Raw genomic sequence first — 22,100 nt, forward strand, 5'->3', positions numbered from 1 at the left:
CGTGGACACCGCGCCGCACGGGCGCCCAGGCGCCGGGCCGGGCCGGCGGTGGCCGGCGCGGTGGTGGTGGCCCGGCGCGCGGGTGTCGTGGAGGGGCGCCGCGGCGGGTGCCCGCGGCCGGTGGCTGGTGCGTCAGGAGATGTGCAGCGGGTGCCCGGTGAAGTGGTCGGCCAGGGCGCCGGCCATCCGGTTCCGGGACGGCGGGTGGAAGGCGAGCGCGCGACAGGCGGAGTTGAGGTACGCCACGTCGCCGGAGGAGATGAACGCCATGCCGCCCAGCGCCTCCACGCACAGGTCGGCGACCTGGTCGATGGCGCGCTGCGCCGCGTAGCGGCAGACCAGGGCGTCGGCGAGGACGTTCTCGTCGGGCGTGCCGGCGGTGCGGGCCAGCCCGTCCAGGGCCAGTACGGCACCGTGCAGGACGGTGGCGGCCTCGGCCCTGGCCGCGGTGCCGGCCTTCGGCGCGGACAGCAGCCGTTCGACGAGGGCGGAGGCGGCGCCGAGGTAGCTCGCGGTCATCAGCGTCTCGAACCAGACGAAGCCGGCGGTCTGGAGCCGGTCGAGCCGTCCGTCGGCCGTGACGTCGGTGCGCACCACCAGGTCGGAGGGGACCTCGACGTCCTCCAGGACGACCTCCTCGCTCTCCGCGCCGGCCAGGACCGGGCTGTCCCAGAACGGGCGCACCGAGACGCCGGGGGAGTCGGCGGGGACCAGCGCGACGGCCATGCGCGGGGAGCCGTCAGGATCGGGCAGGACGACGGAGGCGGTCAGCAGGTCCATGGACCGGGCGAGGCTGCACGGCTTCTTCGAGCCGCTGAGCCACACCTTGTCGCCGTCCACCCGGGCGGTCAGCGAGGGGCTGAGGATGCCCTGTCCGGTACGGCCCTCGGCGAAGCCGGAGGCGAGGAGCAGGCGGTCCTGGGCGATGGCGGACAGCAGCAGCCACTCCGGCCCGTCGTTGACGGCGGCGGTCTCGACGAGGGAGGCGACGGAGAAGTGGTGCATCGTGGTGGCGACGGCCAGCGAGGGGGACCGGGAGCCGACGGCGCGCTGCACGCGTACCGCGCTCAGCAGGTCCGCGCCCTTGCCGCCGTGCTCGGCGGGGACCAGCAGACCGGGGCCGCCGGCGGCGCGGAACGCGGTGAGCGCCTCGCCGCCGGGGCGTTCCAGGGCGGCCAGGGGCCGGGCCGCGAGGGCCGCGTCCAGGCCGGGCAGGTAGTGGTCGAGCAGCTCGCGTTCGCGTTCCAGGTAACGCACACTCATCGGTACTCTCCCCCGTGGTTCCGTACGATGAACGACCGTTCGCCGACTCGCGGCCTCCCGTGTGGGTTTCGGCCTCGTCGGCGGTCACCACGTTAGGAACTGGCCATGCAGCGTGGCTTCAGGACCGGTGCAGCGGTGTCTAAAGATTGACTAACCCGCGTTTGAGTTCTGTTGTAGAAGAGCTGTACGAATTTTCCGCCCGGAACGGGGGACTTGGGGCAACGGACGCGGAGGACCCGGGCCGCCGCACCGGGGCGCCGGGCGCTCCCGGGCCGGGGCGGCCGGCGTACGCGAGGGGGCGGCGAAGACGCCGTTTCCCGCCACACGGCAGCGGCGGCGGTACCCGGGGGAGACCGGGTACCGCCGCCGCGGGGCGGGCGCCGTCAGTCGGACAGGCCGATCCTGCGGTGCAGGCGCCGGAGGAAGGGCGGGGCCCACCAGTTGCCGCGCCCGGCCAGCCGCATGAAGGCCGGCACGAGGATGCCCCGCACGAGGGTCGCGTCGACGACGACGGCCAGGGCCAGGCCGATGCCGAGCAGCTTCAACGGGGTCAGCCCCGAGGTGGCGAAGGACAGCAGCACGGCCGCGACCAGGGCCGCCGCCGCCGTGATCAGCCGGCCGGTGTGCTCCAGCCCCCAGGCGACGGCGGCGGTGTTGTCCAGGGTGCGGTCGTACTCCTCCTTGATCCGGGAGAGCATGAACACCTCGTAGTCCATGGAGAGTCCGAAGGCGACGCAGAACATCAGCACCGGTGTGTCGATGTCGATGAGGCCGGTGACGTTGAAGTCGCCCACCAGCCAGCGCAGATGACCGTCCTGGAAGATGTAGACCATGGCGCCGAAGGTGGCGGTCAGGCTGAGCAGGTTCAGCACGATCGCCTTGGCCGGGATGAGCAGGCTGCCGGTGAAGAGGAACAGCAGCACGAAGGTGGAGACCGCGATGATGCCCAGGGCGGCAGGCAGTTTGTCGCCCAGGGTCGCCTTGGAGTCCACCAGCAGCGCCGCCTGACCGCCCACCAGCGCCTCGGAGGGCGCCGGGACGTCGCGGACCAGGCCGACGAGACCGAGTCCGGCCTCGGAGTACGGCTCGGTGTCGGAGACCACCGACAGCCAGGTGCCCTCCGCGGCCCCGAAGCGCCCGGACGCCTCGTCAGGGGGCGCGACCTGGCGCCCGTGGGCGTACGAGCCGGTGGCGGCGTCCACCCGGGTCACCCCGGGCACCTCCGACAGCGCGGTCGCGTAGGCGGTGACGTCCCCGGCCCCCGAGGTGGCGTCCAGGCCGGGCAGCACCACCGACAGCGGCGAGCCCTCGCGGCTGTCGAAGTCCTCGCGCAGGACCTGCGCACCCTGGTACGCGGCGGACGAGGCGGGCAGCACCCGGTCGTCGCTGTCCCCGAACTCGACCCGGGTGAAGGGCAGTCCGAGCGTGACCAGGAAGGCGACCACGGCCAGCGAGAACACCAGCGGACGCTTCATCACCACCAGCGCCAGCCGGTGCCAGAAGCCCTCCTCCGGGGAGCGCGGCGGCTTGTCCGCCGCCCCCCGGCGGCGCACCAGTCGCCGGACGTCCAGCGCGTCCACCCGCCGGCCGAGCGCGGCCAGCAGCGCCGGCAGCACCACGACCGAACCGATGCTCGCCAGCACCACCACGGCGATCCCCGCGTAGGCGAAGGACCGCAGGTGGTACATGGGGAAGACGAGCATCGCCGACAGCGACAGGGCGACGGTCAGCGCGGAGAAGACGACCGTGCGGCCGGCCGTGCGCACGGTCCGCGCGACCGCGTCGGCCACCTCGTGACCGTGGGAGAGTTCCTCCCGGTAGCGGGTGACGACGAAGAGGCTGTAGTCGATCGCGAGCCCCAGCCCCAGTGCGGTGGTGATGTTGACGCTGAACACCGACACCGGGACGACCATGTCCAGCAGCCGCAGGATCACGAACGAGCCCACGACCGCGATCGCGCCCACCAGGAGCGGCAGCAGGGCCGCGACCACGCTGCGGAAGACGAGCAGCAGGATCACCAAGACCACCGGCACCGCGAGCAGTTCGGCCTTGACCAGGTCCTCTTCGCTGCGCTCCTCGATGTCCATGCGGACGGCGGTGGCCCCGGTCGCGGTGATCTCCAGACCGTCGCGCTCGCCGACGGTCCGCGGCAGCAGCCGTTTGGCGGTGGTGCGGACCGTGTCCTCGTCGCCGTCGAGCCGCACCATGACCAGCGCGGTCCGGCCGTCGGACGAGCGCAGTGGCCGCGCCCGGTCCAGGGACCAGTACGACGCCGCCTGGACCACGCCGGGCTCGTCGCCGAGCCGGCCGGTCAGCGCCCGGCCCTTCTCGGCGACGTCCTCGTCGTCGACCGAGGCGGGCGCCTTGACGAGGAACACCAGGTGCGGCGAGCCGGACTTGAAGACGGTGTTGAGCAGATCGTCGGCGCGGGCCGCCTCGGAGCCGGGGGCGGTGATGCCGCCCTGGGAGAGACGGCTCTCCACGTCGGCGCCGAAGGGGACGGCGACGATCACGGCGATCAGGGCGGCCACCATCACCAGCGTCCTGCGCCGCGCGAGCCAGGCACCGAAGCGCTCCAGCGGACCTCCGCGCGGCGGGGGCGGCGCCTTCGCCGCGGACGGCTCGGCCGAGGTGGTGGTTGCGTCGGGGGTGGGAGTGGTGCCCACGCCTCCTCCTGTTCGGGTCGGAGCGTCGCCGTGGCCCGGGACGCGGACGGACGTGCCTCGGCACGGGACCGGGCGGGGAAGGACCGGGCGGTCCGCGGCGTACCGGACGCGCGGTCGGCCCGGCTCCCCGTGCTCGCTCGGCGTGGTGGGAAGCCGTTGTCGCGCCAGCGTATGAAAAGCCTGTTCAAGGGAGTTTCAGGACAGTTGCAGCCGGCGTGCAGGGTCCTGTGTGATCCGTGCCAACAGGCGGGGCGGCGTGCTCCGGGCGCCTCGGCCCCGGGCGTTCAGCTCCGGCGGCCCGCGCCGAGCCGGGTCCCCGGGTGCTCGCGGCAGGCGTACTTCGCCGTCTCCACGGTGCTGCGGGCCAGCGCGACGGCGTCGTGCAGCAGTTCGGGGCGGACCGGGGTGCCGTCGGAGGCGCCCTGCCGGGCCCGCAGCAGGAGCGCCGCGCAGACCAGGGCGTCGCCGGCGGCGCTCAGCTCCGCCGGGAGCCGCCGCCGCTCCCCGTCGCACAGCTCCAGGGCGAGGCGTTCCAGCTCCCGGGCGACCGCAGTGAGGTCGGTGGTCCCGGGGAAGACGTCCACGGCGGGACTCCCCTCGTCGCCGGGGGGCCGGGACACCGCGGGGCGGCGTCCCGGCGCACGGGCCTCGGGGGTCATGCGGACGGGCCGGCCTTCGTGACCAGGTGGTCGCCGAGCACCAGATAGTCGATCTCGGTGCCCAGGAAGCAGTTCAGCGCGTCGGCGGGGGAGCAGACGATCGGCTCGCCCGCCACGTTGAACGAGGTGTTGATGAGACACGGTACGTCGGTCAGGGCGGTGAACCGGCGCAGCAGGGCCGCCAGCCGGGGAGCGCCCTCGTCCGTGATCGTCTGGACCCGGGAGGTCCCGTCCACGTGCGTCGCGCCCGGGACGAGGGACCGGTACTCCTCGCGCACCGGGAAGACGAAGGTCATGTACGGCGAGCGCTCCTTGCGGCCCATCTCGAAGATCTTGGGCGCGTCCGCCTCCAGCACGATCGGCGCGAACGGGCGGAAGGGCTCGCGGTGCTTGACCCGCGTGTTGATGACGTCCTTGATGTCGGGGAACCGCGGGTTCGCCAGGATGCTGCGGTGCCCCAGCGCCCGCGGCCCGTGCTCCAGCCGGCCCTGGAACCAGCCGACGACGACCTTCTCGGTGAGGAGCCCCGCCACGTCCTCGACGATCTCCTCGGGCGTCCGCCGGGTCCAGCGCACCCGGTCGCCGAACTCGCGCAGCGTCCGCTCGATCTCCGCCTCGTCGTACTCCGGTCCGAGGTACGGGGTGACCGCGTTGGCGTAGGCGGGCCCGTCGGCGGTGTCGGGGTGGTTGGCCCAGGCGTGGACGGCGGCGCCGATGACGACGCCGGTGTCGCTGGCGCCGAAGCCGACCGCCATGTCCCGGAAGCGCGAACCCTCCAGCAGGTGCGTGTTGTTGACGCAGTTCAGCGCGAGACCGCCCTCGAAGAGCAGGTGGTCGAGGCCGGTCCGGGCGGACAGGGCGCGCAGTTGGTGGCTCGTGGCCACCGTCAGCATCTCCTGCGCCGCGGCGGCGATCCGGGCCTTGTACGCGACCGTGTCCTCGAAGGGGCCGAAATGCTTCTCGAAGAGGTCGTCGTAGGACCGGGGACGCTCGGTGTCGATCGGTCGGCTCAGGGAATAGCGGCCGTCCTCGTGCAGGCGCAGGACGTGTTCCAGGAAGGGGTTCGGAGACGGCGGACCGGCGAATCCGGAAAGGCCCATGACCTTGTACTCGTCATTGTTGGGCACGAATCCCAGGAAACGGGTGATCGAGGCGAAGAGATTGCCGAGCGAATCGTTGGCGCTGATGGCGGATTCCTCGAATACCGTGATCTTCCCGTCGCGTATCTCGCCGGTCACCGACGAGAACAGTTCGGCCCGCCCGTCGCTGACGAGGAATGCCGTGTCCCGCACTCCCGCCATGTGGTAACCGGTCATGGCGTGGGCCAGGTGGTGCGGGACGAACACCACCTTGTCCGGGTCCGGGGTGTGACCGGTGCGGGCGGCGAAGTCCGCGAGGATCGCCTCCTGCCCCAGCACCTTGCCGAACAGCTCCCCGATGCGGCCGAGCCGCCCGGCCTTCTCCGCCGGCGGCATCGGCGCGTCGGCCAGCTCCCGCATCATCGTGTCGAAGACCTGGTCGGTGAAGTTCCAGGGAATCGCGATGAGATCGACGTCGGAGAAGTCGACGCCCGCCTCCCGAAGGCACCACCGCACGGCGTTGGCCGGGAAGTCGGAGGTCTTCTTCCGCCGGTTCAGCCGCTCCTCCTCGACGGCGGCGACCAGCTTGCCGTCCACCAGGAGCGCGGCACCCGAGTCGTGCCCGAGGATGTAGTGCTTCTCGGTGCCGACCGCGCCGAACCTTTCGGCGAACACCTCGGCGCCCCGGCTGAATCCGTTGCAGCCCAGAACAATCATCCCGTGTGCCCTTTCTCTGCTGTACCGTGTCGCGTGCACCGTCCGCTGTCGACGGAGGGGAAACAGGTCGACGGGTGCGGAGACATTCGGGCACCACGTGGCATCGGAGAATTCCGCCGCCAGGTTACCGGCGCAGTTCAGCCGGTCACAACGTGCGCAGCGCATGCCGCCATGTGCATTCTTCACACACCCCCGGGACTTCGGGTGACCGAGCCGGACGGCCGAGTACAGTGACCCTCTGAATTACCGCCGGAAACCTGGGCTTCGCATTTCGCGGCGACGGGTGGGGAACCGCCGGACTCCCGCTGTTCGGAGCGACTTCCACGATCTCCAGGGAGGGACCGCCATGCCCTTGGACCGCATACTCCGCAGCCTCATCGCCTGGCAGCGCGCCGACGGGCCCCCGCCGCCGGCGCGCGCCCTGGGCATCGCGGAGGCCCGCGAGCGCTACCGCGCCAACGCCGTCCTCGCCGACGCGGCGCCGCCCGAGGGCGTCACCCGCGCCGACCGGCCGGTCGCCGCCGGGGACGGCACGGAGATCCCCTGCCGCGTCTACACCCCGGAGGGGGACGGGGACCGGGTCGTCACCTATCTGCACGGCGGCGGCTGGGTGGTGGGCGACCTCGACAGCCATGACGGGGTCTGCCGGGGGATCGCCGCCGCGCTCGGGGCGGTCGTCGTCTCCGTCGGCTACCGCCGGGCACCGGAGTTCCCGTACCCCACCCCCTTGCGTGACGCCGTCGCCGCCGCCCGCTGGACGAGCCGTGTCTTCCCCGGCCGGGCCCACGTCCTCGCCGGGGACAGCGCGGGCGCCGCCCTCGCGGTGGGCGTCGCCCTGGACGCCCGGGACAACGGCGGCCTTCGTCCCGCCGCCCAACTGCTGATCTACCCGCCGGCCGACCCCCGGCTGCTGTTCGCCGCGGCCGGCGCCCACGCCGAGGGGTACCTGCTGACCGTCGACGACATGGCCTACCACTACGACCTGTACGTCCCCGACCGGAGCCGGCGCCGCGACCCCGCCGTCGACCTGCTCGGCGCGGACCTGCGGCACCTGCCGCCGGCGGTGGTCGCCACCGCCGAGTTCGACCCGCTCCACGACGAGGGCGTCGAACTCGCCGACAAACTGGCCGTGGCCGGCGTTCCCGTCCGGCACGTCCCCGGGCCCGGACTGGTGCACGGGTACTTCCTGATGCAGGGCGTCGTGCCGTCGGCCGCCGCCTGCGCCGGGCGGGTCCTGCGCGAGACGGACGCGCTGCTCCGCTCCGCGCCGGGCATCCGGCGGCCCGCGCCGGGCCGGGCCCCGGAGGCGGCGGGACGCGACTGACCGGGGCACCGGTCGGAACCGGCGGGCGGGCCGGCCGGGGCACGGGCCGGGCCTCGGCGGCCCGCTCCCGCCGCGCACCGGCCGGTCACTCCCGTCGCGCGGGGTCCGGGCCGGGGCCAGGTACGGCGGCCGGGTCCGCTCCGCGGCCGGTGTGGAGCGGGTCCAGCGCGCCGTCCAGGAACAGCCGGCGCATCTCCCCGCGCTGGATCTTCCCGCTCGTGGTGCGCCGGACGCCGCCGCGCCGCAGCAGCCCGACGGCGGCGGGACGCACCCCGAACGCGTCCAGCACGGTCTCCCCGATCGCGGCGGCCAGCCGTCGCAACGCGTCCTCGGCGGGCCGCCCGCGGACCTCGTGCGTCACCACGAGGGCGCCTCCGCCGGAACCGGAGCCGGGGCCCGAGCCCGAGCCGGAGCCCGGGTCGGGGTCGGGGTCGGCGTCGCGCCCGGAGCAGGGCACGGTGAACACCGCGCCCACCCCCGCCAGTTCGGGGTGCCGGGCCCGCACCCGCTGCTCGACGTCCTGCGGATACAGGTGCCGTCCCCCCACCGTCAGCACCTCGCTCAGCCGCCCGGTGACGTACAACTCGCCCTCGTGCAGCGCGCCGAGGTCCCCGGTGCGCAGGAAACCGCCCGGCAGGAAGGCCCGTTCGCTCGCCGGAGCGTCGGCCCAGTACTCCCGGGCGAGGCTCGGCCCGCGCAGCAGGATCTCGCCGACGCCGCCGGGGCCCACCTCCTCGCCGGTGTGCGGGTCGGCGATCAGGACGTCGTACTCGCGCGGCGTCCCGCAGCTCACCAGGGCGATGCCGGACGCGCTCGGCGTGAACCGGTGGAGCCCGAGCCCGGCGGCGTCGACCGTCGTCACCACCGGCCGGCGCCGGGGCGCCCCGGAGACGAAGACGGTGGCCTCCGCCATGCCGTAGGAGGGGCACAGCGCGTCGTCGCGCAGGCCCGCGGCGGCGAAGCGCTTCGCGAAGGCGTCCATCGTGGCGATGTCGACCCGCTCCGAACCGTTGGAGGCGATCCGCCACCGGGACAGGTCCAGGCCGGCGACCTGGCCGTCGCCGATGCGGGCGCAGCACAGCTCGTAGGCGAAGTTCGGGGCGGCGGACCAGTGGATGTCGTACGTGTCGATCAACCGCAGCCAGTGGTGCGGGCGTTGGAGGAAGGCGCCGGGGCGCATGAGGACGCAGGTGCCGCCGAGGAGCAGCGCGGGCAGGAGCTGACCGAGGAGCCCCATGTCGTGGTAGTGCGGTATCCAGCCGCCGGTGCGCGAGCGCTCGCTCAGCCCGAAGGCCCGGCGCTGGCCCTCGACGTTGTGCAGGAGATGGCCGTGGCGCAGGACGACCCCCTTGGGCCGGCCGGTCGTGCCGGAGGTGTACTGGAGCATGGCGACGGTCCGGTGATCCGGCCCGGGAGACCCGTCCGGCACCCACGTCTCCTCGGCGGGCGTACCGTCACCGTCCGTCGCACGCACCCGCGTTCCGGCGAGTCCCTCCTCCCCGGCCCACGCCGTGACGGCGGCCCCGCTCCCGGTGTCGGTGAGGATCACGGAGGCGGAGGCGTTTTGCGCGATGGCGGTGACCCGCTCCCGCTCGTGCCGGTACCGGCCGGGCAGCGGTGCCGGGACGGCCACCATGGCGGCGTACAGGCAGCCCGCGTAGGCGGCGACGACGTCGAGCCCGGTCGGGTAGAGCAGCAGCACCCGGGTCCCGGCCGGGTAGCGGGCCCGCAGCCAGGCGCCGATCCGCCGGGCCTCGGCGTCCAGGCGGGCGTACGTCCACCGGGTCGCCCCGTCGGCGCGCTCCACGTCGTCCACGTAGATCACCGCGGTGCGTCCGGGCACCGTACGGGCGTGCTCGCGCAGCACCGCGGCGGCACTGGCGGCGTCCGGTAATGCGGCCATGGCCCTGGTTCTCCTTCCCGCCGCAGGCACGGCGCGATGCGCCCCGCCGGGCCGGACGGCCGCGGCGGGGCCGGTGGATGAGGGGTCGGTGCATGAGGGGGTCGGTGGTTGGGGGTCGGTCCTGGGGGCGGTCCCGGTACGGGCGGGCCGCACCGGGCCGTGACGCGCGCGGCCGGGGCCCGGGAAGGCTCCGGCCCGTGTCACGCCCCGTCGGACCCGGCGAGCCCCGGGCGGACCACGAACAGCTCGCGCGCCCTGGCCCGCTGGAGCTTGCCGCTGGTCGTCTTGGGGATGCCGCGCCGGGGCACGAGGTGCACCGCGGCGGGGGAGACGCCGGTGCGCGAGCCGACCGCGCCCGCCACGGCCCGGCGCAGCTCCGGGTGGTGCTCCGGGCCGAGTTCCGTCTCGACGATCAGGTGCAGTTCCTCGGAGTCGGCGCCCTCGGGCCGGTGGCCGACCGCGACCACCGCGCCCAGCCGCACCCCGGGCACGGTCTCGGCGGCCTGCTCGAAGTCGGAGGGGAAGTGGTTGGCGCCCCGGATGATGACGAGGTCCCTGGCCCGGCTGGTGATCCGCAGACCGCCGTCGCGCAGGTAGCCGACGTCCCCGGTCTTCCACCAGTCCGGCGCGGCCACCGAGGCCGCGGACTCCTCCGGGAGGGCGAAGTACCCGGCCGTGCGCGAGGGCCCACGGAACTGGATGTGACCGATCCGGTCCTCTTCCAGGGGTGTGCCGGCGTCGTCCACGATCCGGATCTCCGTGCCGGCCACCGGCTCACCGCAGTCGACGACCTGCACGGCCCGCGGGCTCTCGGGGGCGACGTCGACCGCCCGCGCCCCGGTGACGGCGGCCTGCCGGTCGATGGAGTCGTAGGTGAACGGGGTGCCCAGCCGTTTCGTGGTGAGCACGAGCGTCGCCTCCGCCATGCCGTACCCGGGGGTGAACGCGTGGGCGGGCAGCCCCCAGCGGGTGAAGCGGTCCACGAAGCGCCGCACGGTGGCCGGCTGGATCGGTTCCGCGCCGCAGAAGGCCATCCGCCAGCACGACAGGTCGACGCCGTCCAGCTCCTCGTCCCGCACCCGCGAAGTGACGTACCCGTACGCGAAGTTGGGTGCGGCGGCGACCGCCCCCCGGTACGCGCTGAGGTGGCGCAGCCACTCGGCGGGCGCCCGCAGGAACCGGGTCGGCGGCATCAGCACCGTGTTCCCGCCGACGAAGACCGGGCAGAGCACGCCGGTGATCAGCCCCATGTCGTGGTAGAGCGGGGCCCAGCTCACGGTGGTGTCCGCGCGGGTCCAGCCGACCGCGCCGGTGAGCTGCGCGCAGTTGGCGGCCAGGTTGGCGTGCGAGACGACGACGCCCTTGGGCCGCCCCGTCGATCCCGAGGTGCACTGGATCAGCGCCGTCTCCGCCCCGTCGGGCCGGCGCAGGGGGTGGCGCGGAGCGTCGGCCGCCGTGGCCCGCGCCTGGAGGACGGCCCCGTCGACCAGGGGGACGTCGGTGAGCCGGGGCAGGGCCGCGATGACCGCCGCGGTGGTGACGACCGCCGCCGGGCGCAGATAGCCGAGGAGGTCCTTGAGCCGGCCCTCGAACCCGGCCGTGCCGCCCAGCCGCAGTGGCAGGGCGATCGCCGTCGGCGCGGCGCCGAGCACCTGCGTGCCGAAGAAGGCGGTGAGGAACTCCGCGCCCGTGGGCAGGCAGAGCAGCACCCGGTCGCCGTGGCCGACCCCGTGCTCGGCGAGGGCCGCCGCGCACCGGGCGGCGTTCTCGACGAGGGCGGCGTACCCCACCTCCTCCGCGACGTCCGGTTCGGGGAGCAGGGTCAGCCGGGAGCCGGCCGGGTCGCGCTCGGCCTCCGCGAGCAGCGCGTGCCAGACGGTCGGGAAGGGGGTGGCGATGGCGGTCATCCGATGCTCTCCTCGATGGAGCTGCCGAGCCGGTCGACGAACCACGGGCGTACCGAGACGTCGTCGGAGACGATGCGGGCGGGGTGGAACCCGTGCCGGACGGCCAGGTCCCGGGCGGCCAGCACGCCCGTCGTGCTCAGCCCGCCGTACGACGGGCTCGGCGTGCCGGGCTCGAAGCCGAGCAGGATGGTCTCGGCCAGGCACGAGTAGAGGACCCCCGGCGGCAGGGTGATGCCGGGGAAGTGCGGGGTCTGCGGCCCGGGGAGCTGGATGCGCCCGCCCGAGACCAGGGTGACGTGCGGCAGGGCGGCGACCGCCGGGTGGACGTCGCCGGGGACGGCGAGGTCGCACACCAGCACCTTGCGGTCGGCGGCCAGGTGGCCGGGGAGGACGACGGGTTCGGCGGAGTTGGTGGCGCCGACCACGACGGAGCAGTCCCGCAGCGCCGCCAGGTCCTCCGCGACCTCGACCTCGGTCGTCGCGCCGACGCGCTCGGCGAGCGCGGCGAGCCGCCGCGCCGATCCGGGCCGGCCGACCAGCACCAGCGAGGCGCAGTGCGGGGCGATGAGTTCCGCCATCACCGAGCCGATGTTGCCGATGCCGCCGACGAGGCCGACCCGCCGCTCCCCGGCCCCCGACTCCGCCAGCGTGAGGCGGAGCAGGTCGTGGGCGCAGGCGCCGGTCAGCGAGTTGCCCGAGGTGACCCGGACGTCGCTCTCGACCACGTCCCGCGCGGCGTTGGTGACGATCGAGGTGTGCCCGCCGAGCCCGACGACGCCGGCGCCGAGGCCGACGGCCAGTTCCACCGCGTCCAGCACGGTCCGCCGGAGCCAGGGGCCGTGGCCCGCCCGCAGCGCCGCGTTGGCCTGCGCGGCGGTGAAGGGGACCGCCACCATGATCACCTCGACGCTCCCGCCCGCCTCGGAGCGGACGTGGTGCCGGACCACCTCGAACGGGTCCAGCTCCCCCTGGATGCGGTCGAGGGCGGCCGTGCACCGCGCCTTTGACCAGGACGCCAGCTCCGGCGCCATCGCCCCCAGGGTGCCCGGCACGTCCAGGTTGGCGAGGAACGCCACCCGCGGTACGCCGTCCGGGCGGCCGGGGCCTCGGGGGCAGGGGTCCCGGCGGCCGATGTCCGGGCGGCCCGGGTCCGGACGCCCCGCGCCCGCCGGGGCGGGCCGGTCGCCGCGGGGGCGCGGGACGTGCCGGGGCGGCTGCCACGGCTGCGCCGGCGGCACCGTCAGGTGCTCCAGCAGGGTCGCGTACTCCCCGTTCGCCAGGACCCCGGCGACCTCGTCGAACGCGGCGCCGACCCGCTCGATGTCGTCCGCCCCGATCAGCGCCGACGGCTGGACGCGCACGGTGGTCGGCGCCGAGAGGGTCGGCAGCACCCTGATCCGGTGGGTGTGCAGCATCCGCCCGGCGATCAGGTAGCCGAGCGACTCGGAGTCGAACACCTCGCGCAGCAGCCCGGATGCGGGGGCCGGCAGGCGGAACTCGACCCCGAGGAGCAGCCCGCGCCCCCGGACCTCGGCGACGGCCTCCGGCCACCGGGCGGCCACCCTAGCCAGCCGGTCGCGCAGCAGCGCCCCCGCGGCGGTGATCCGGTCCCGGTAGGCGACGGAGAGGCCGAGCGCGGCCGTCGCGACGCGCGCGGAGAAGTCGTCGTCGGCGAAGGTCGAGGTGTGGTGCCGGCCGAACTCCGGTACGTACCGGTCCTCCGCGACCAGCAGCGCCGACACCTTGGCCAGTCCGCCGCCCAGCGACTTGGAGAACAGGTAGTAGTCGGCCCGCACCCCGGACGCCTCGGAGGCGAGGAAGGGTCCCGTACGTCCCATGCCGCACTGGATCTCGTCGAAGACGAGCGCCGCCCCGTGCCGGTCGGCCAGCTCCCGCAGCGCGGCCAGCGTCGCGGCCGGCACCTCGCGCACCCCGGACTCGCCCTGCACCGGCTCCGCGAAGCAGGCGGCGACCGGGGAGAGGTACCGCTCGGCGGAGTGCGGGACCCCGTCGCGCCCGAGGACGACCGAGGGGACCGGGACGCGCTCCGCGTCCAGCGCGCCCACCACGGCCCCGGGCGCCCAGTCGTGCAGCCGGTGGTGCCGGGGGCCGGGCACGCGCAGGTCGTGGGGGACGTTGCCGCCGTGCGTGAGGGTGCCGGCGGCGGCCGTCTTGCCGTGGAAGGCGTTCCGCAGCGAGACGTACAGCGGGTCCCGCCGCCGCAGGACGGCGATCCGCTCCACGGCCCCGGCCAGCACCTCGGCGCAGGGCCGGCCGGCCGCCGGGCCGCTCGCGCAGGGGGCGGCGGCGAGCCCGTCCCGGCGCACCCGGCGCAGGGTCAGCTCCGTCTCCTCCTGTGCCGCGGCGAGCCGCCTGCGGTGCTCGACCGCCGCGTGCTTGACCGCCGCCTCCACCGCGTCGGCGCCCGTGCTGCCGAGGGTCACCACATAGCGCGCGCCGGTGGTGGCGCCGACGAGGTCCGACAGCCGCCGCGCCAGCACGGCCGCGCCGGGGCGGACGCTGCCCTGGGCGTTGAACGGGACGCCGTCCGCCAGGCAGCGCCGGGCCACCTCGACCAGCTCGGGGTGGTGGTGGCCGAACAGGGAGGAACCGGCGCCGCCGACCAGGTCCAGCACGGGTTCGCCGGGCTCGCCGGACCCCTCGGACCGCTCCGGCGTGAGGTGGTCGCCCCGCCCGGTCAGATAGGTGACGTCCAGGCGCAACGCCCGGAAGAGCCGGGCCAGTTCGGGCCGGGTGTGGCGCGCGAAGTCGGCGGGGCCGCTCATCCGGCACGCTCCGCGCGCTCGGCGTGCGCCGGGTGCCCCGTCGGCTCCGCGTCCCCCTCGCGTCGGTTCCCGTCCCCCTCGCGCGCCGCCAGCGACGCCGAGACCTGGGCCGCCACGTCCCGCAGGGTGAGCATCGCCGCGGCCTGCTCGTCCGAGATCCGTACGTCGAACCGGTGCTCCAGCTCCACGATCAGGTCGAGCGACCGGACCGAGTCCAGGCCGTAGTCCAGCAGCGGGGTGTCGGGGTCCGGTCGGGGCACGTGCAGTCGGGTGCGGAACAGTTCGTCGACGACCGCGAAGACGTCGTGAGTCATGGCTTGCCATCCCCAATCAAGGCGAGGTGTGCAGGTCGGCGCCGGATCGCCAGGGCGAGTGAGTGGTCCGTCCGCGAGCGGGTCCACACCGGCACCGACCGGCCGCCGTACCGGGCCGTCAGCCGGCCGCCGGACCGGTTGAGCCCGATCCGCCAGAACGGGAGGCCGTCCGGCGTGTCTCCCGTGCCGCTCAGGGCCTTGAACGCCGCCTCCTTGGCGGCGAACAGCTCGCGCGGCGGGTACGGTCCGGCCGGGGCGAGCAGCGTGCGCCGCTCCCGTTCGCCGAGCACGAACCGGGCCGTGCGCGCGGTCACGACCGCGTCCTCCACGTCGATCCCGACCGCCTCGGCCCCCGGCACCACCACCGCCACCGCCAGCCGCCCGGTGTGGGAGATGGAGCCGGGGAACCCCGGCGGGAACCGGGGCCGGCCGCCGGGGCCGCGGGGCACGGTCCGCTCGGTGGACCCCGCCGCCGCCAGCGCCTCGGCCGCCGCCGCCCGCCCGGCCGCGGACTGCTCGGCCGGACCGTGCGGCCACGGCACCGCCCGGACCCGTATCACCGCCCGTACGGCCGCGGTGCCCGGCGCCGCCGCCCGGTCCGGCCGGAGGTCCACCGGCCGTCCCTCAGCCGCGCACGGCCACGACGTGGCCCGCCAGCGAGTCGATCGACCGCAGCACCTCCGGCCGGACCTCGTCGTCCCACTCGAAGGAGAACGTGTCCTCCATGGCGACCAGCAGCCTGACCAGTCCCGTGGAGGAGACCCCGGCGGCCCGCAGCGACCCCTCGTCCGGTGCGGCGTGGACGGGGTGCTCCGCTCCGAACAGGTCGACGAGGAGTCCGCGGATGCGCTGCCGGACCGCGCTCACCGGATCAGACACGGGACTCCGTCTCCTCCACGAACTTGCGGACGAGCCCCTGGAACCCCTCGGGGTCGTCGAGGTAGGGCACGTGACCGGCGTTCGGCATGATCTGGCAGCGGGCGTCCGGGAAGAGCGCGGCCAGGTCGTGACCGCGTCCCGGGCTGAGCAGGATGTCGTCGTCGCCGAGCGCGATCAGCGTCGGCGCCGTCACCCGGCCGAGCAACGCGGGGTCCGGGTCGCCCTGTTGGGCGAGGGTCAGTCCGTTGACGAGCTGGTCGAGCGTGTTCATCGCCATGAAGCTCTCGCGCAGCCCGAGGAAGCCCGGGGTGCCGCCGTCCTCGTTCATCCGCCCGGAGATCACCTCGGGGTAGATCTGGTTGTACAGCGCGGCGATGCCCTCGCTCTTCAGCGTCACCAGCCAGGACCGGTTGAGCTGCCGGTGCCGGCGCATCCCGGTCAGGCCGAACACCGGTCCCGCCAGCACCAGTCCCCTGACCCGGTCCGGGTGGGCGAGGGCCACGTCCCGGGCGAGCTGTGTGGAGGCCGAGGTGCCGATCAGGTGGGCCGACTCGATCCCGAGGCCGTCCAGCAGTCCGACGACGTCGGCCGCGTGCTCCTCCCACGTCGGTTCCCGGTCGTGCCGCGAGGAGGCCCCGTGGTTGCACAGGTCGTACGTCACCACCCGGTGGTGCCCGGCCAGTTCCTCCGTGTACTCCCGCCAGAACGGGCTGGTCAGGAAGAAGTTGTTGAGGAAGACGAGCGCGGTGCCCGTGCCACGGGACTCGTGGTACAGCCCGACGCCGTCCCTGGTGCGGATACGGGGCGTGTCCTCGTGGTACGACAGATCCGTCCCCGGTTGTTCGTCATCGGCTGGCATGGTTCCTACCCCCTGTGTCGTCGTTCACGGTCCCGGCCCGCGGCAGCACCCCCGCGAAGGCGGCCACGACCTCGGCCGCGGCGGCCTCGCGGGAGACGGCCCCGCAGGACAGTCCGCAGTACATGGCCATCTCCTCGATCCGGCCCGTGGTGGCGTCCGTCGGCACGGCGGCGCTGAACCGCGGCACCAGATACGGCCGTCCCTCCACCACCGTGCGGCCGATGAACGTGGCGGCCCGGCCCGGTTCGGCGGTCGCGGCCGTCGCCAGCACGCGGTGCCGCCGGCCCGGCCACCCGATCGCGTACACGTCGGTGATCACCGTGTCGCTCGCGGCGGCGGCACCGACGGCCGCCTTGAACCGGGCGTGCGCCCGCGATTCGTGCGCGACGACGAAGGCGGTGCCCAGCAGGACGCCGTCGGCGCCGCGGGCCACGGCCCGAGCGGCCTCGGCGGGCGAGCCGATGCCGCCCGCGGCGACGAGAGGGGCGCCGGGCAGCCGCTCCCGCAGCGCCGCGACCAGGTCGTCGCGCCGCTCGGTGCCGAGCAGGTGGCCCCCGGCCTCGATCCCCTGGGCCACCACCACGGCACCCAGTCCGGCCGCGCGCACCCCGTCCGCCACGGTCCCCACCTGGACCACCGCGGCCCGGCCCAGCGCGCCGACCCGCTCCAGCACGGCGTCCGGGGGCGGGCCGAAGAACGACAGGTGCACCCGGTCCGGTGTCTCGTCGAGCACCTGCCGGACCTGCCGGACCAGCCCGTCCGGGCCGACCACCTCGGGGATCAGGTTCACCCCGACCGGCCGGCCGGTGCCGGCGGTGAGGCGGGCGAGCAGCGCGCTGAGCGCGTCACCGGTCAGCTTGTAGCCGCCGGCGCAGCCGACCGCGCCGGCCTCGGAGACCGCGCGGGCCAGTTCGGCGCCCGCGACCCCGCCCATGCCCGACTGGAGCAGGGCGACCCGCGCGCCGAGCACGTCCGTCAGGGCGCGGCGCATCAGCCCACTCCCTCGACGGCGGCGGTCGCCGCCTCCACGCCGCCGAACCGCTCGGTCAGCGTGTGCACCCAGCGCTCCAGCCCGAAGGCCAGACAACTGGTGTGCGCCGTCGCGCCGCCCGCCCGGATGTCGCACCGCTCGCCGAAGAAGTTCCGGTGGTAGTTGACCGAGCCGATCGCCAGTCCGCCCACCACGAACTCCTCCTTCACCGGGAAGAGCCGCTGCATCCGCGCCTTGCCGCCGTTCGGGTCGAAGAAGGGGTCGGTGGCGACCTCCGGTCGGACGTCGAGGCCGAGCGCGGAACAGAGGGTGACCACGGCCTCCTTGGCCCGCAGCAGGTGGCCCTTGGCGTCCTCCTCGGAGCCGACGCACACGATCTCCCGCATGGAGAAGCCGAGCAGCCGCTGGAGGCCGTCGAAGCGGTCCTCGTTGCGGAAGCAGGTGCCGACGGTGGTGCGGGTCGTCGTGGCGTCCAGCCGGGCACCGGCCAGGTCCGCGTAGAGCGGGTAGCACGCCGCCGAGGGCAGGGCGAACGCGGCCGGCTCCATCACCTCGGCCGGGACCCGCTCCAGCGGGCGGGACGCCCCGGCGAGCAGCGGGGCGACGCGCTCCGGCTCCAGCCGGGTGGCGGTGAGACCCAGGTGGGGGAAGTTGTCGTAGAAGTCGAACCGGTCCAGGTCCTGGCACCGCATCAGGAACGGGTACCGGAACTCCGGCGCGTCCCAGTCGGCGGCGAGGCGCAGGAACACCGCGTCGACGGCGCGCAGCAGCCGCAGTTGGGCACCGTCCAGGACACGCAGGCCGTTGTCGGTCGCCGTGGTCATCGCGCCGCCTTCCGGTCGAAGAACCGGGCCTCGATCGCCGTGACGGTGCGGAAGTCGTCCACGGCCACGTCCTCCGGGTCGATGGGCTCGCCGGTCAGTTCCTCCAGCAGGAAGAGGAACTCGACGAAGGCCAGCGAGTTGATGGCCCGGCTGTCGATCAGGTCCAGGTCGTCGGATACCTCCGCGAGCCCGGGGTTGCGTCCGAGGATGAACTCACGGACGGTCTGCATCGGATGCGTCATGGCAGGAGTTCCCTGCCGACGCCGGACCGGGAAAGGAACTTCCTCGTCCGTTTGAGGACCTCGTCGTGGGCCGCCACCCGCGCCGGGTGCTCCAGGGCGCGGCGGCGCAGCGCCAGCGGGTCCGGGATGCCCGCGTCGCGGTAGGCCGCGGGGTTGTAGAGGGTGGCGATGCTGTACTGGAGGTACTTCTCCAGGTACTCGGCGACCACGGGCACCTCGTCGGGGTCGCGCCGGGCCACCTGTCCGAGCAGGTTGGTGAAGATCATCCGGCCGAAGGCGACGTGCCGGCTCTCGTCCTGGTGGTGCACCCGGTTGATCTCACGGGCGATCTCCGGCAGCGTCCGGTCGGTCGCCATGTGGGCGTTGTAGTGGTCGACGATCTCCTCGAAGATCAGGATGCGCGCGAACACGACCAGCTCGCGGGCGACGGGGGAGAGGTGGTCGACCGAGTCCGCCGTCAGCGAGGGCTGCGTCGGGTACAGCTTGCCGCCGTACCGCAGGCAGAACTGGGCGAAGAACCACATGTGCTCGTTCTCCTCGCCGATGAAGTGGTGCAGGAACTCGGAGACGTCGGCGTAGGGGCGCTCGTGGATGCGCATCACGACTTCGCTCATCAGCTCGCGGATGCCGTGGATGTTGAGGCTGAAGAAGTTGATCGCCTCGAACCGGGTCAGCGCGAGCTGCTGCGCGCGGGTGAGCCCGTCCCACATGGGGGTGCCGGCGAGCGTGGTGAGGCTCTCGCTCATCCACGGCTGCCCGGGGTCGATGGCGTCGGGCCAGTCGAACATCGTATAGGGGTTGTAATAGCCGGACTCGGCCAGATTCTCCAGCCTGTTCAGGTCGAGAACGATCGGCTCGACCTCGCGTACCGCCATTTTCACTCCAATGTCCCGGCGATGGCCGACTGTCGGATTCAGCGCACCGCGCGAATGTCCGAGCGCACTTCCACCGGCACACGGGAACCGCAGGCGTGCCGGGCCAGGGGCGCATTCGCGGACGCGGTGGAGGGGATCGCCTTGTTGTGGATCGAGCCGAGGCACAGTTCCCGGAATTCCTCGGTGTCCGCCGAGAGCCGTGCGGCGAGCTGTGCCTTGGCGATGTCGATGCTCTTGAGCACGCCGTCCTCGTCCAGGACCTCGACGCAGGCGTGCGGAAGGTCGAGCGCCCCGCCGAGCACCCCGCAGAACCAGCCCCGCCGGGCCTCGGCCTCGAAGCCCGCGCCGCGGAAGCGGTCGGCCAGCAGGAGGCTCGCCGCGACGCAACTGGTGGCACCGAGGGCGTGCACCAGCCGGAAGTCGGCCTGCATCGCGACGGGGAGCATCTGCCAGCGGTGCCCGGCGCCGAGGTAGTCGGCGACGAGAGCGCGCAGCGCGGGGGAGACCAGCGGGGTGCGGGCGCCGGTCGTGGTGACCGTCGCCGCGTACGCGGCCCGGCCCGCGCCCGCCGCCGGTGCCGTCACGTCGGCGAGGCCGCCGCCGAACCGGGCGACGTCCGGTTCCGCCACGTGCCACGGCGCCGGTCCGGCGCACTCCGGGCACTCCAGCCGGAGGCGAAAGCTCCAGGACTTGCGGCGCAGCAGCTCCTCCACCGGCCGGCGGGTGAAGCGGAACAGCATCCGGAACGCCAGCTCCGGCTGGGTCGTCGTCCGCCCCGAGTACATGCCGAGGTTGTAGAGGTCGTTCGGGTCGAAGTGGCGCACCCCGGCGCGCTCCTCGAACGGCAGGCCCGCGTCCACCAGAACGTCCAGCTCCGCCGAGGCGCACCCCAGCATTTCCCGCGCCGTGGATTCCGGATGGGTCCTGCGCGAATAAGCGGCGGGAATGAATTCGATGGAATTCGCGACTTTCTCCCAGGGCACCGATGTCGCGGTGACGTGGTGCGGCACGTCCTACCTCCCCGTACATCAATATGCCGGCCGGATTCCGGTCGGCGCTGAGAACGGTAGCAGGCAGCGGTGAAAGGGTGACAGATTCACTTCACATGGGCCACCGTGCAGAATGCACGGTGGCCCATGTGAAATGACGACGTGTTGTCCGGCGTATTGTCCGGGACACCGCCCGGCCGTTTTCCGGCGTATTCCGGCGTGTTACGGACGTGGCGGAGGGGCGCGGTGGACGGCCGGGCCGGCCCCGCTCATCGGGTGGCCGTCTCGGGGCGGGCCTGCGCGGGCGGCTCCGCCGCCTCCCCGCCGGGCGTGCCGCCCCGCCGCAGCACGGTCAGCGCGATGACGGTGGCGGCGACCAGCAGGAGGGCGCTCAGATCGAGGCCCAGCGCGTACCCGTCGTTGAGCGAGGCCGGCGTGACGGTGTCCCCGGTGCGGTGCTCGGCCGCGGTGCCCAGCGCGGCGAGCCCCAGCGAGGCGCCGATCTGCCGGGAACTGTTGAGCAGTCCCGACGCGGTGCCGGTCTCCTCGGGCGCTACCCCCGCCGTCGCCGTGGAGACGACCGGCCCGAGGCAGAGGCCGAAGCCCACGCTGGCCACGAGCGAGGGGCCGAGGGCGTCGACGGCGAACGACCCGTCCGGGCTGATCAGTCCGAACCAGGCGAACCCGGCCGCCGTGAGCAGCCCGCCGCCGACCAGGAGCGTACGGGGCGCCACGCGGTAGCCGAGCTTGATGGCGATCACCGAGCCGGCCACCACACCGAGGGCGAACGGCAGGAACATCAGCCCCGTCATCGCCGCCCCGTTGCCCAGCACCCGCTGGAGGTACAGGGACATGAAGTAGAAGGCCGAGGCCATCGCCGCGCCCAGCAGCAGGTTGTAGCCGTTGGCGGCGGCCACCGCCCGGTTGGCGAACAGGCCGAGCCGCACCAGCGGTTCGCGGGTCGTGGTGCGCTCGGCATGGACGAATGCGGCCAGCAGCACCACGGCGAGCGCCAGCGTCGTCAGGGTGACCGGCGAGGTCCACGCGTACCGGTCGGTGCGGACCACGCCGAAGACCAGCAGCGTCAGCCCCGCCGTCGCCAGGACGGCGCCGAGCACGTCGGGCCGCCCGCCGCGCACGGTCGCCCGGTCGCCGGGGACCCCGCGCAGGACCAGCGCCAGCGCCACCGCGGCCATCGGCACGTTCACGAACATCACCCAGCGCCAGCCCGCGTACTCGGTGAGCAGGCCCCCGGCGAGGACCCCGAAGGCGCCGCCCGCGGCGTTCATCGCGCTCCACACCCCGAAGGCCCGGACCCGCGGCTTGCCCGAGGGGAACGTCGCGGTCAGCAGGGCCAGCGCGGCCGGCGCCAGGGCCGCCGCGCCGATGCCCTGCGCGGCCCGCGCGGCGACGAGCTGGCCGGGCGCCTGGGCGAAACCGCCGAGCAGCGAGGCGAGCCCGAACAGGCCGAGCCCGCACAGCAGGACCCGCTTGCGGCCGTACCGGTCGGCGGCCTTGCCGCCCAGCAGGAGCAGCCCGCCGAAGGTGAGCGCGTAGGCGTGGATCACCCAGGTCAGGCCCGCCGCGCCGAAGCCGAGGCCGTCGGCGATCTCGGGCAGGCCCACGTTCACCACCGAGAGGTCCAGCGACACCATGAACTGCACGACGGCCACCGCGGCGAGGGTGAGCCCCGGCCCGGCCACCGCCCCCGCCGACGTGGCCTTCTCCGCCTCTTTCCGTGCCATGCGCTCCACCTCGGGAACTAGTCGCAGCATCTTTAGGAACGTGTTCCGAAAGTAGCATCGACCGCCCCGCGCTGTGAA

General features: G+C 74.1%; 18 protein-coding genes. 1 reads left to right on the plus strand and 17 read right to left on the minus strand.

Annotation, left to right across the window (positions count from 1 at the left end; genetic code table 11):
- Positions 1 to 132: 132 nt before the first annotated feature.
- The 4 genes from J5Y05_RS08610 to J5Y05_RS08625 form a co-directional block, all read right to left on the minus strand.
- Positions 133 to 1,263, minus strand: coding sequence for an acyl-CoA dehydrogenase family protein (locus J5Y05_RS08610; RefSeq protein WP_247614415.1), 1,131 nt, complete (start codon positions 1,261 to 1,263; stop codon positions 133 to 135).
- Positions 1,264 to 1,646: 383 nt separating this feature from the next.
- The gene (locus J5Y05_RS08615; protein ID WP_307853782.1) at positions 1,647 to 3,929 is read right to left on the minus strand and encodes an MMPL family transporter; all 2,283 of its coding nucleotides are present in this window, start codon (positions 3,927 to 3,929) and stop codon (positions 1,647 to 1,649) included.
- A gap of 284 nt (positions 3,930 to 4,213) precedes the next feature.
- Positions 4,214 to 4,513 (minus strand): hypothetical protein, encoded by a 300-nt coding sequence (locus J5Y05_RS08620; RefSeq protein WP_210869964.1) that lies wholly within the window; start codon positions 4,511 to 4,513, stop codon positions 4,214 to 4,216.
- 71 nt (positions 4,514 to 4,584) lie between these two features.
- Positions 4,585 to 6,384: a carbamoyltransferase family protein gene (locus J5Y05_RS08625; RefSeq protein ID WP_210869966.1), complete on the minus strand. Its 1,800-nt coding sequence runs from the start codon at positions 6,382 to 6,384 to the stop codon at positions 4,585 to 4,587.
- 346 nt (positions 6,385 to 6,730) lie between these two features.
- Here J5Y05_RS08625 and J5Y05_RS08630 point away from each other — a divergent pair, with 346 nt between their 5' ends.
- Entirely contained in the window at positions 6,731 to 7,708 is a 978-nt protein-coding gene (locus J5Y05_RS08630; RefSeq protein ID WP_210869968.1) for an alpha/beta hydrolase, read from the plus strand.
- A gap of 85 nt (positions 7,709 to 7,793) precedes the next feature.
- Here J5Y05_RS08630 and J5Y05_RS08635 read toward each other — a convergent pair whose 3' ends face one another.
- From J5Y05_RS08635 to J5Y05_RS08695, 13 genes are all read right to left on the minus strand, one after another.
- Positions 7,794 to 9,611 carry a fatty acyl-AMP ligase gene (locus tag J5Y05_RS08635; RefSeq protein WP_210869970.1) on the minus strand — a complete coding sequence of 606 codons (1,818 nt, stop codon included), beginning with the start codon at positions 9,609 to 9,611 and terminating at the stop codon, positions 7,794 to 7,796.
- Positions 9,612 to 9,811: 200 nt separating this feature from the next.
- Positions 9,812 to 11,518: a fatty acyl-AMP ligase gene (locus tag J5Y05_RS08640; protein ID WP_210869972.1), complete on the minus strand. Its 1,707-nt coding sequence runs from the start codon at positions 11,516 to 11,518 to the stop codon at positions 9,812 to 9,814.
- Positions 11,515 to 14,304: an aminotransferase class III-fold pyridoxal phosphate-dependent enzyme gene (locus J5Y05_RS08645; protein WP_210869974.1), complete on the minus strand. Its 2,790-nt coding sequence runs from the start codon at positions 14,302 to 14,304 to the stop codon at positions 11,515 to 11,517. The genes J5Y05_RS08640 and J5Y05_RS08645 overlap by 4 nt, the downstream gene beginning before the upstream one ends.
- Positions 14,301 to 14,618, minus strand: a complete 318-nt coding sequence (locus tag J5Y05_RS08650; protein ID WP_210869976.1) for an acyl carrier protein — start codon at positions 14,616 to 14,618, stop codon at positions 14,301 to 14,303. Before J5Y05_RS08650 ends, J5Y05_RS08645 begins: the two co-directional genes overlap by 4 nt.
- Positions 14,615 to 15,232, minus strand: a complete 618-nt coding sequence (locus tag J5Y05_RS32445) for a 4'-phosphopantetheinyl transferase superfamily protein (RefSeq protein WP_210869978.1) — start codon at positions 15,230 to 15,232, stop codon at positions 14,615 to 14,617. The genes J5Y05_RS08650 and J5Y05_RS32445 overlap by 4 nt, the downstream gene beginning before the upstream one ends.
- Before the next feature lie 10 nt (positions 15,233 to 15,242).
- Positions 15,243 to 15,497, minus strand: coding sequence for an acyl carrier protein (locus J5Y05_RS08660; protein WP_210869980.1), 255 nt, complete (start codon positions 15,495 to 15,497; stop codon positions 15,243 to 15,245).
- Positions 15,490 to 16,356 (minus strand): alpha/beta fold hydrolase, encoded by an 867-nt coding sequence (locus J5Y05_RS08665; RefSeq protein ID WP_210869982.1) that lies wholly within the window; start codon positions 16,354 to 16,356, stop codon positions 15,490 to 15,492. The genes J5Y05_RS08660 and J5Y05_RS08665 overlap by 8 nt, the downstream gene beginning before the upstream one ends.
- Complete coding sequence (locus J5Y05_RS08670; RefSeq protein ID WP_210869983.1) at positions 16,343 to 17,347, minus strand: nitronate monooxygenase; 1,005 nt, start codon at positions 17,345 to 17,347, stop codon at positions 16,343 to 16,345. Before J5Y05_RS08670 ends, J5Y05_RS08665 begins: the two co-directional genes overlap by 14 nt.
- Complete coding sequence (locus tag J5Y05_RS08675; protein WP_210869985.1) at positions 17,347 to 18,171, minus strand: class-II aminoacyl-tRNA synthetase family protein; 825 nt, start codon at positions 18,169 to 18,171, stop codon at positions 17,347 to 17,349. The genes J5Y05_RS08670 and J5Y05_RS08675 overlap by 1 nt, the downstream gene beginning before the upstream one ends.
- Complete coding sequence (locus tag J5Y05_RS08680) at positions 18,168 to 18,413, minus strand: acyl carrier protein (protein WP_210869987.1); 246 nt, start codon at positions 18,411 to 18,413, stop codon at positions 18,168 to 18,170. Before J5Y05_RS08680 ends, J5Y05_RS08675 begins: the two co-directional genes overlap by 4 nt.
- Positions 18,410 to 19,288 carry a diiron oxygenase gene (locus tag J5Y05_RS08685; RefSeq protein WP_210869989.1) on the minus strand — a complete coding sequence of 293 codons (879 nt, stop codon included), beginning with the start codon at positions 19,286 to 19,288 and terminating at the stop codon, positions 18,410 to 18,412. The genes J5Y05_RS08680 and J5Y05_RS08685 overlap by 4 nt, the downstream gene beginning before the upstream one ends.
- A gap of 38 nt (positions 19,289 to 19,326) precedes the next feature.
- Entirely contained in the window at positions 19,327 to 20,184 is an 858-nt protein-coding gene (locus J5Y05_RS08690; RefSeq protein WP_210869991.1) for a hypothetical protein, read from the minus strand.
- Positions 20,185 to 20,546: 362 nt separating this feature from the next.
- A complete protein-coding gene (locus J5Y05_RS08695; RefSeq protein ID WP_210869993.1) occupies positions 20,547 to 22,022 on the minus strand; it encodes an MFS transporter in 1,476 nt (491 codons plus the stop codon).
- Between the last annotated feature and the right edge of the window lie 78 nt (positions 22,023 to 22,100).

Origin of the sequence: Streptomyces tagetis (genome assembly GCF_018069565.1) — a bacterium.
Taxonomy (GTDB): domain Bacteria; phylum Actinomycetota; class Actinomycetes; order Streptomycetales; family Streptomycetaceae; genus Streptomyces; species Streptomyces tagetis.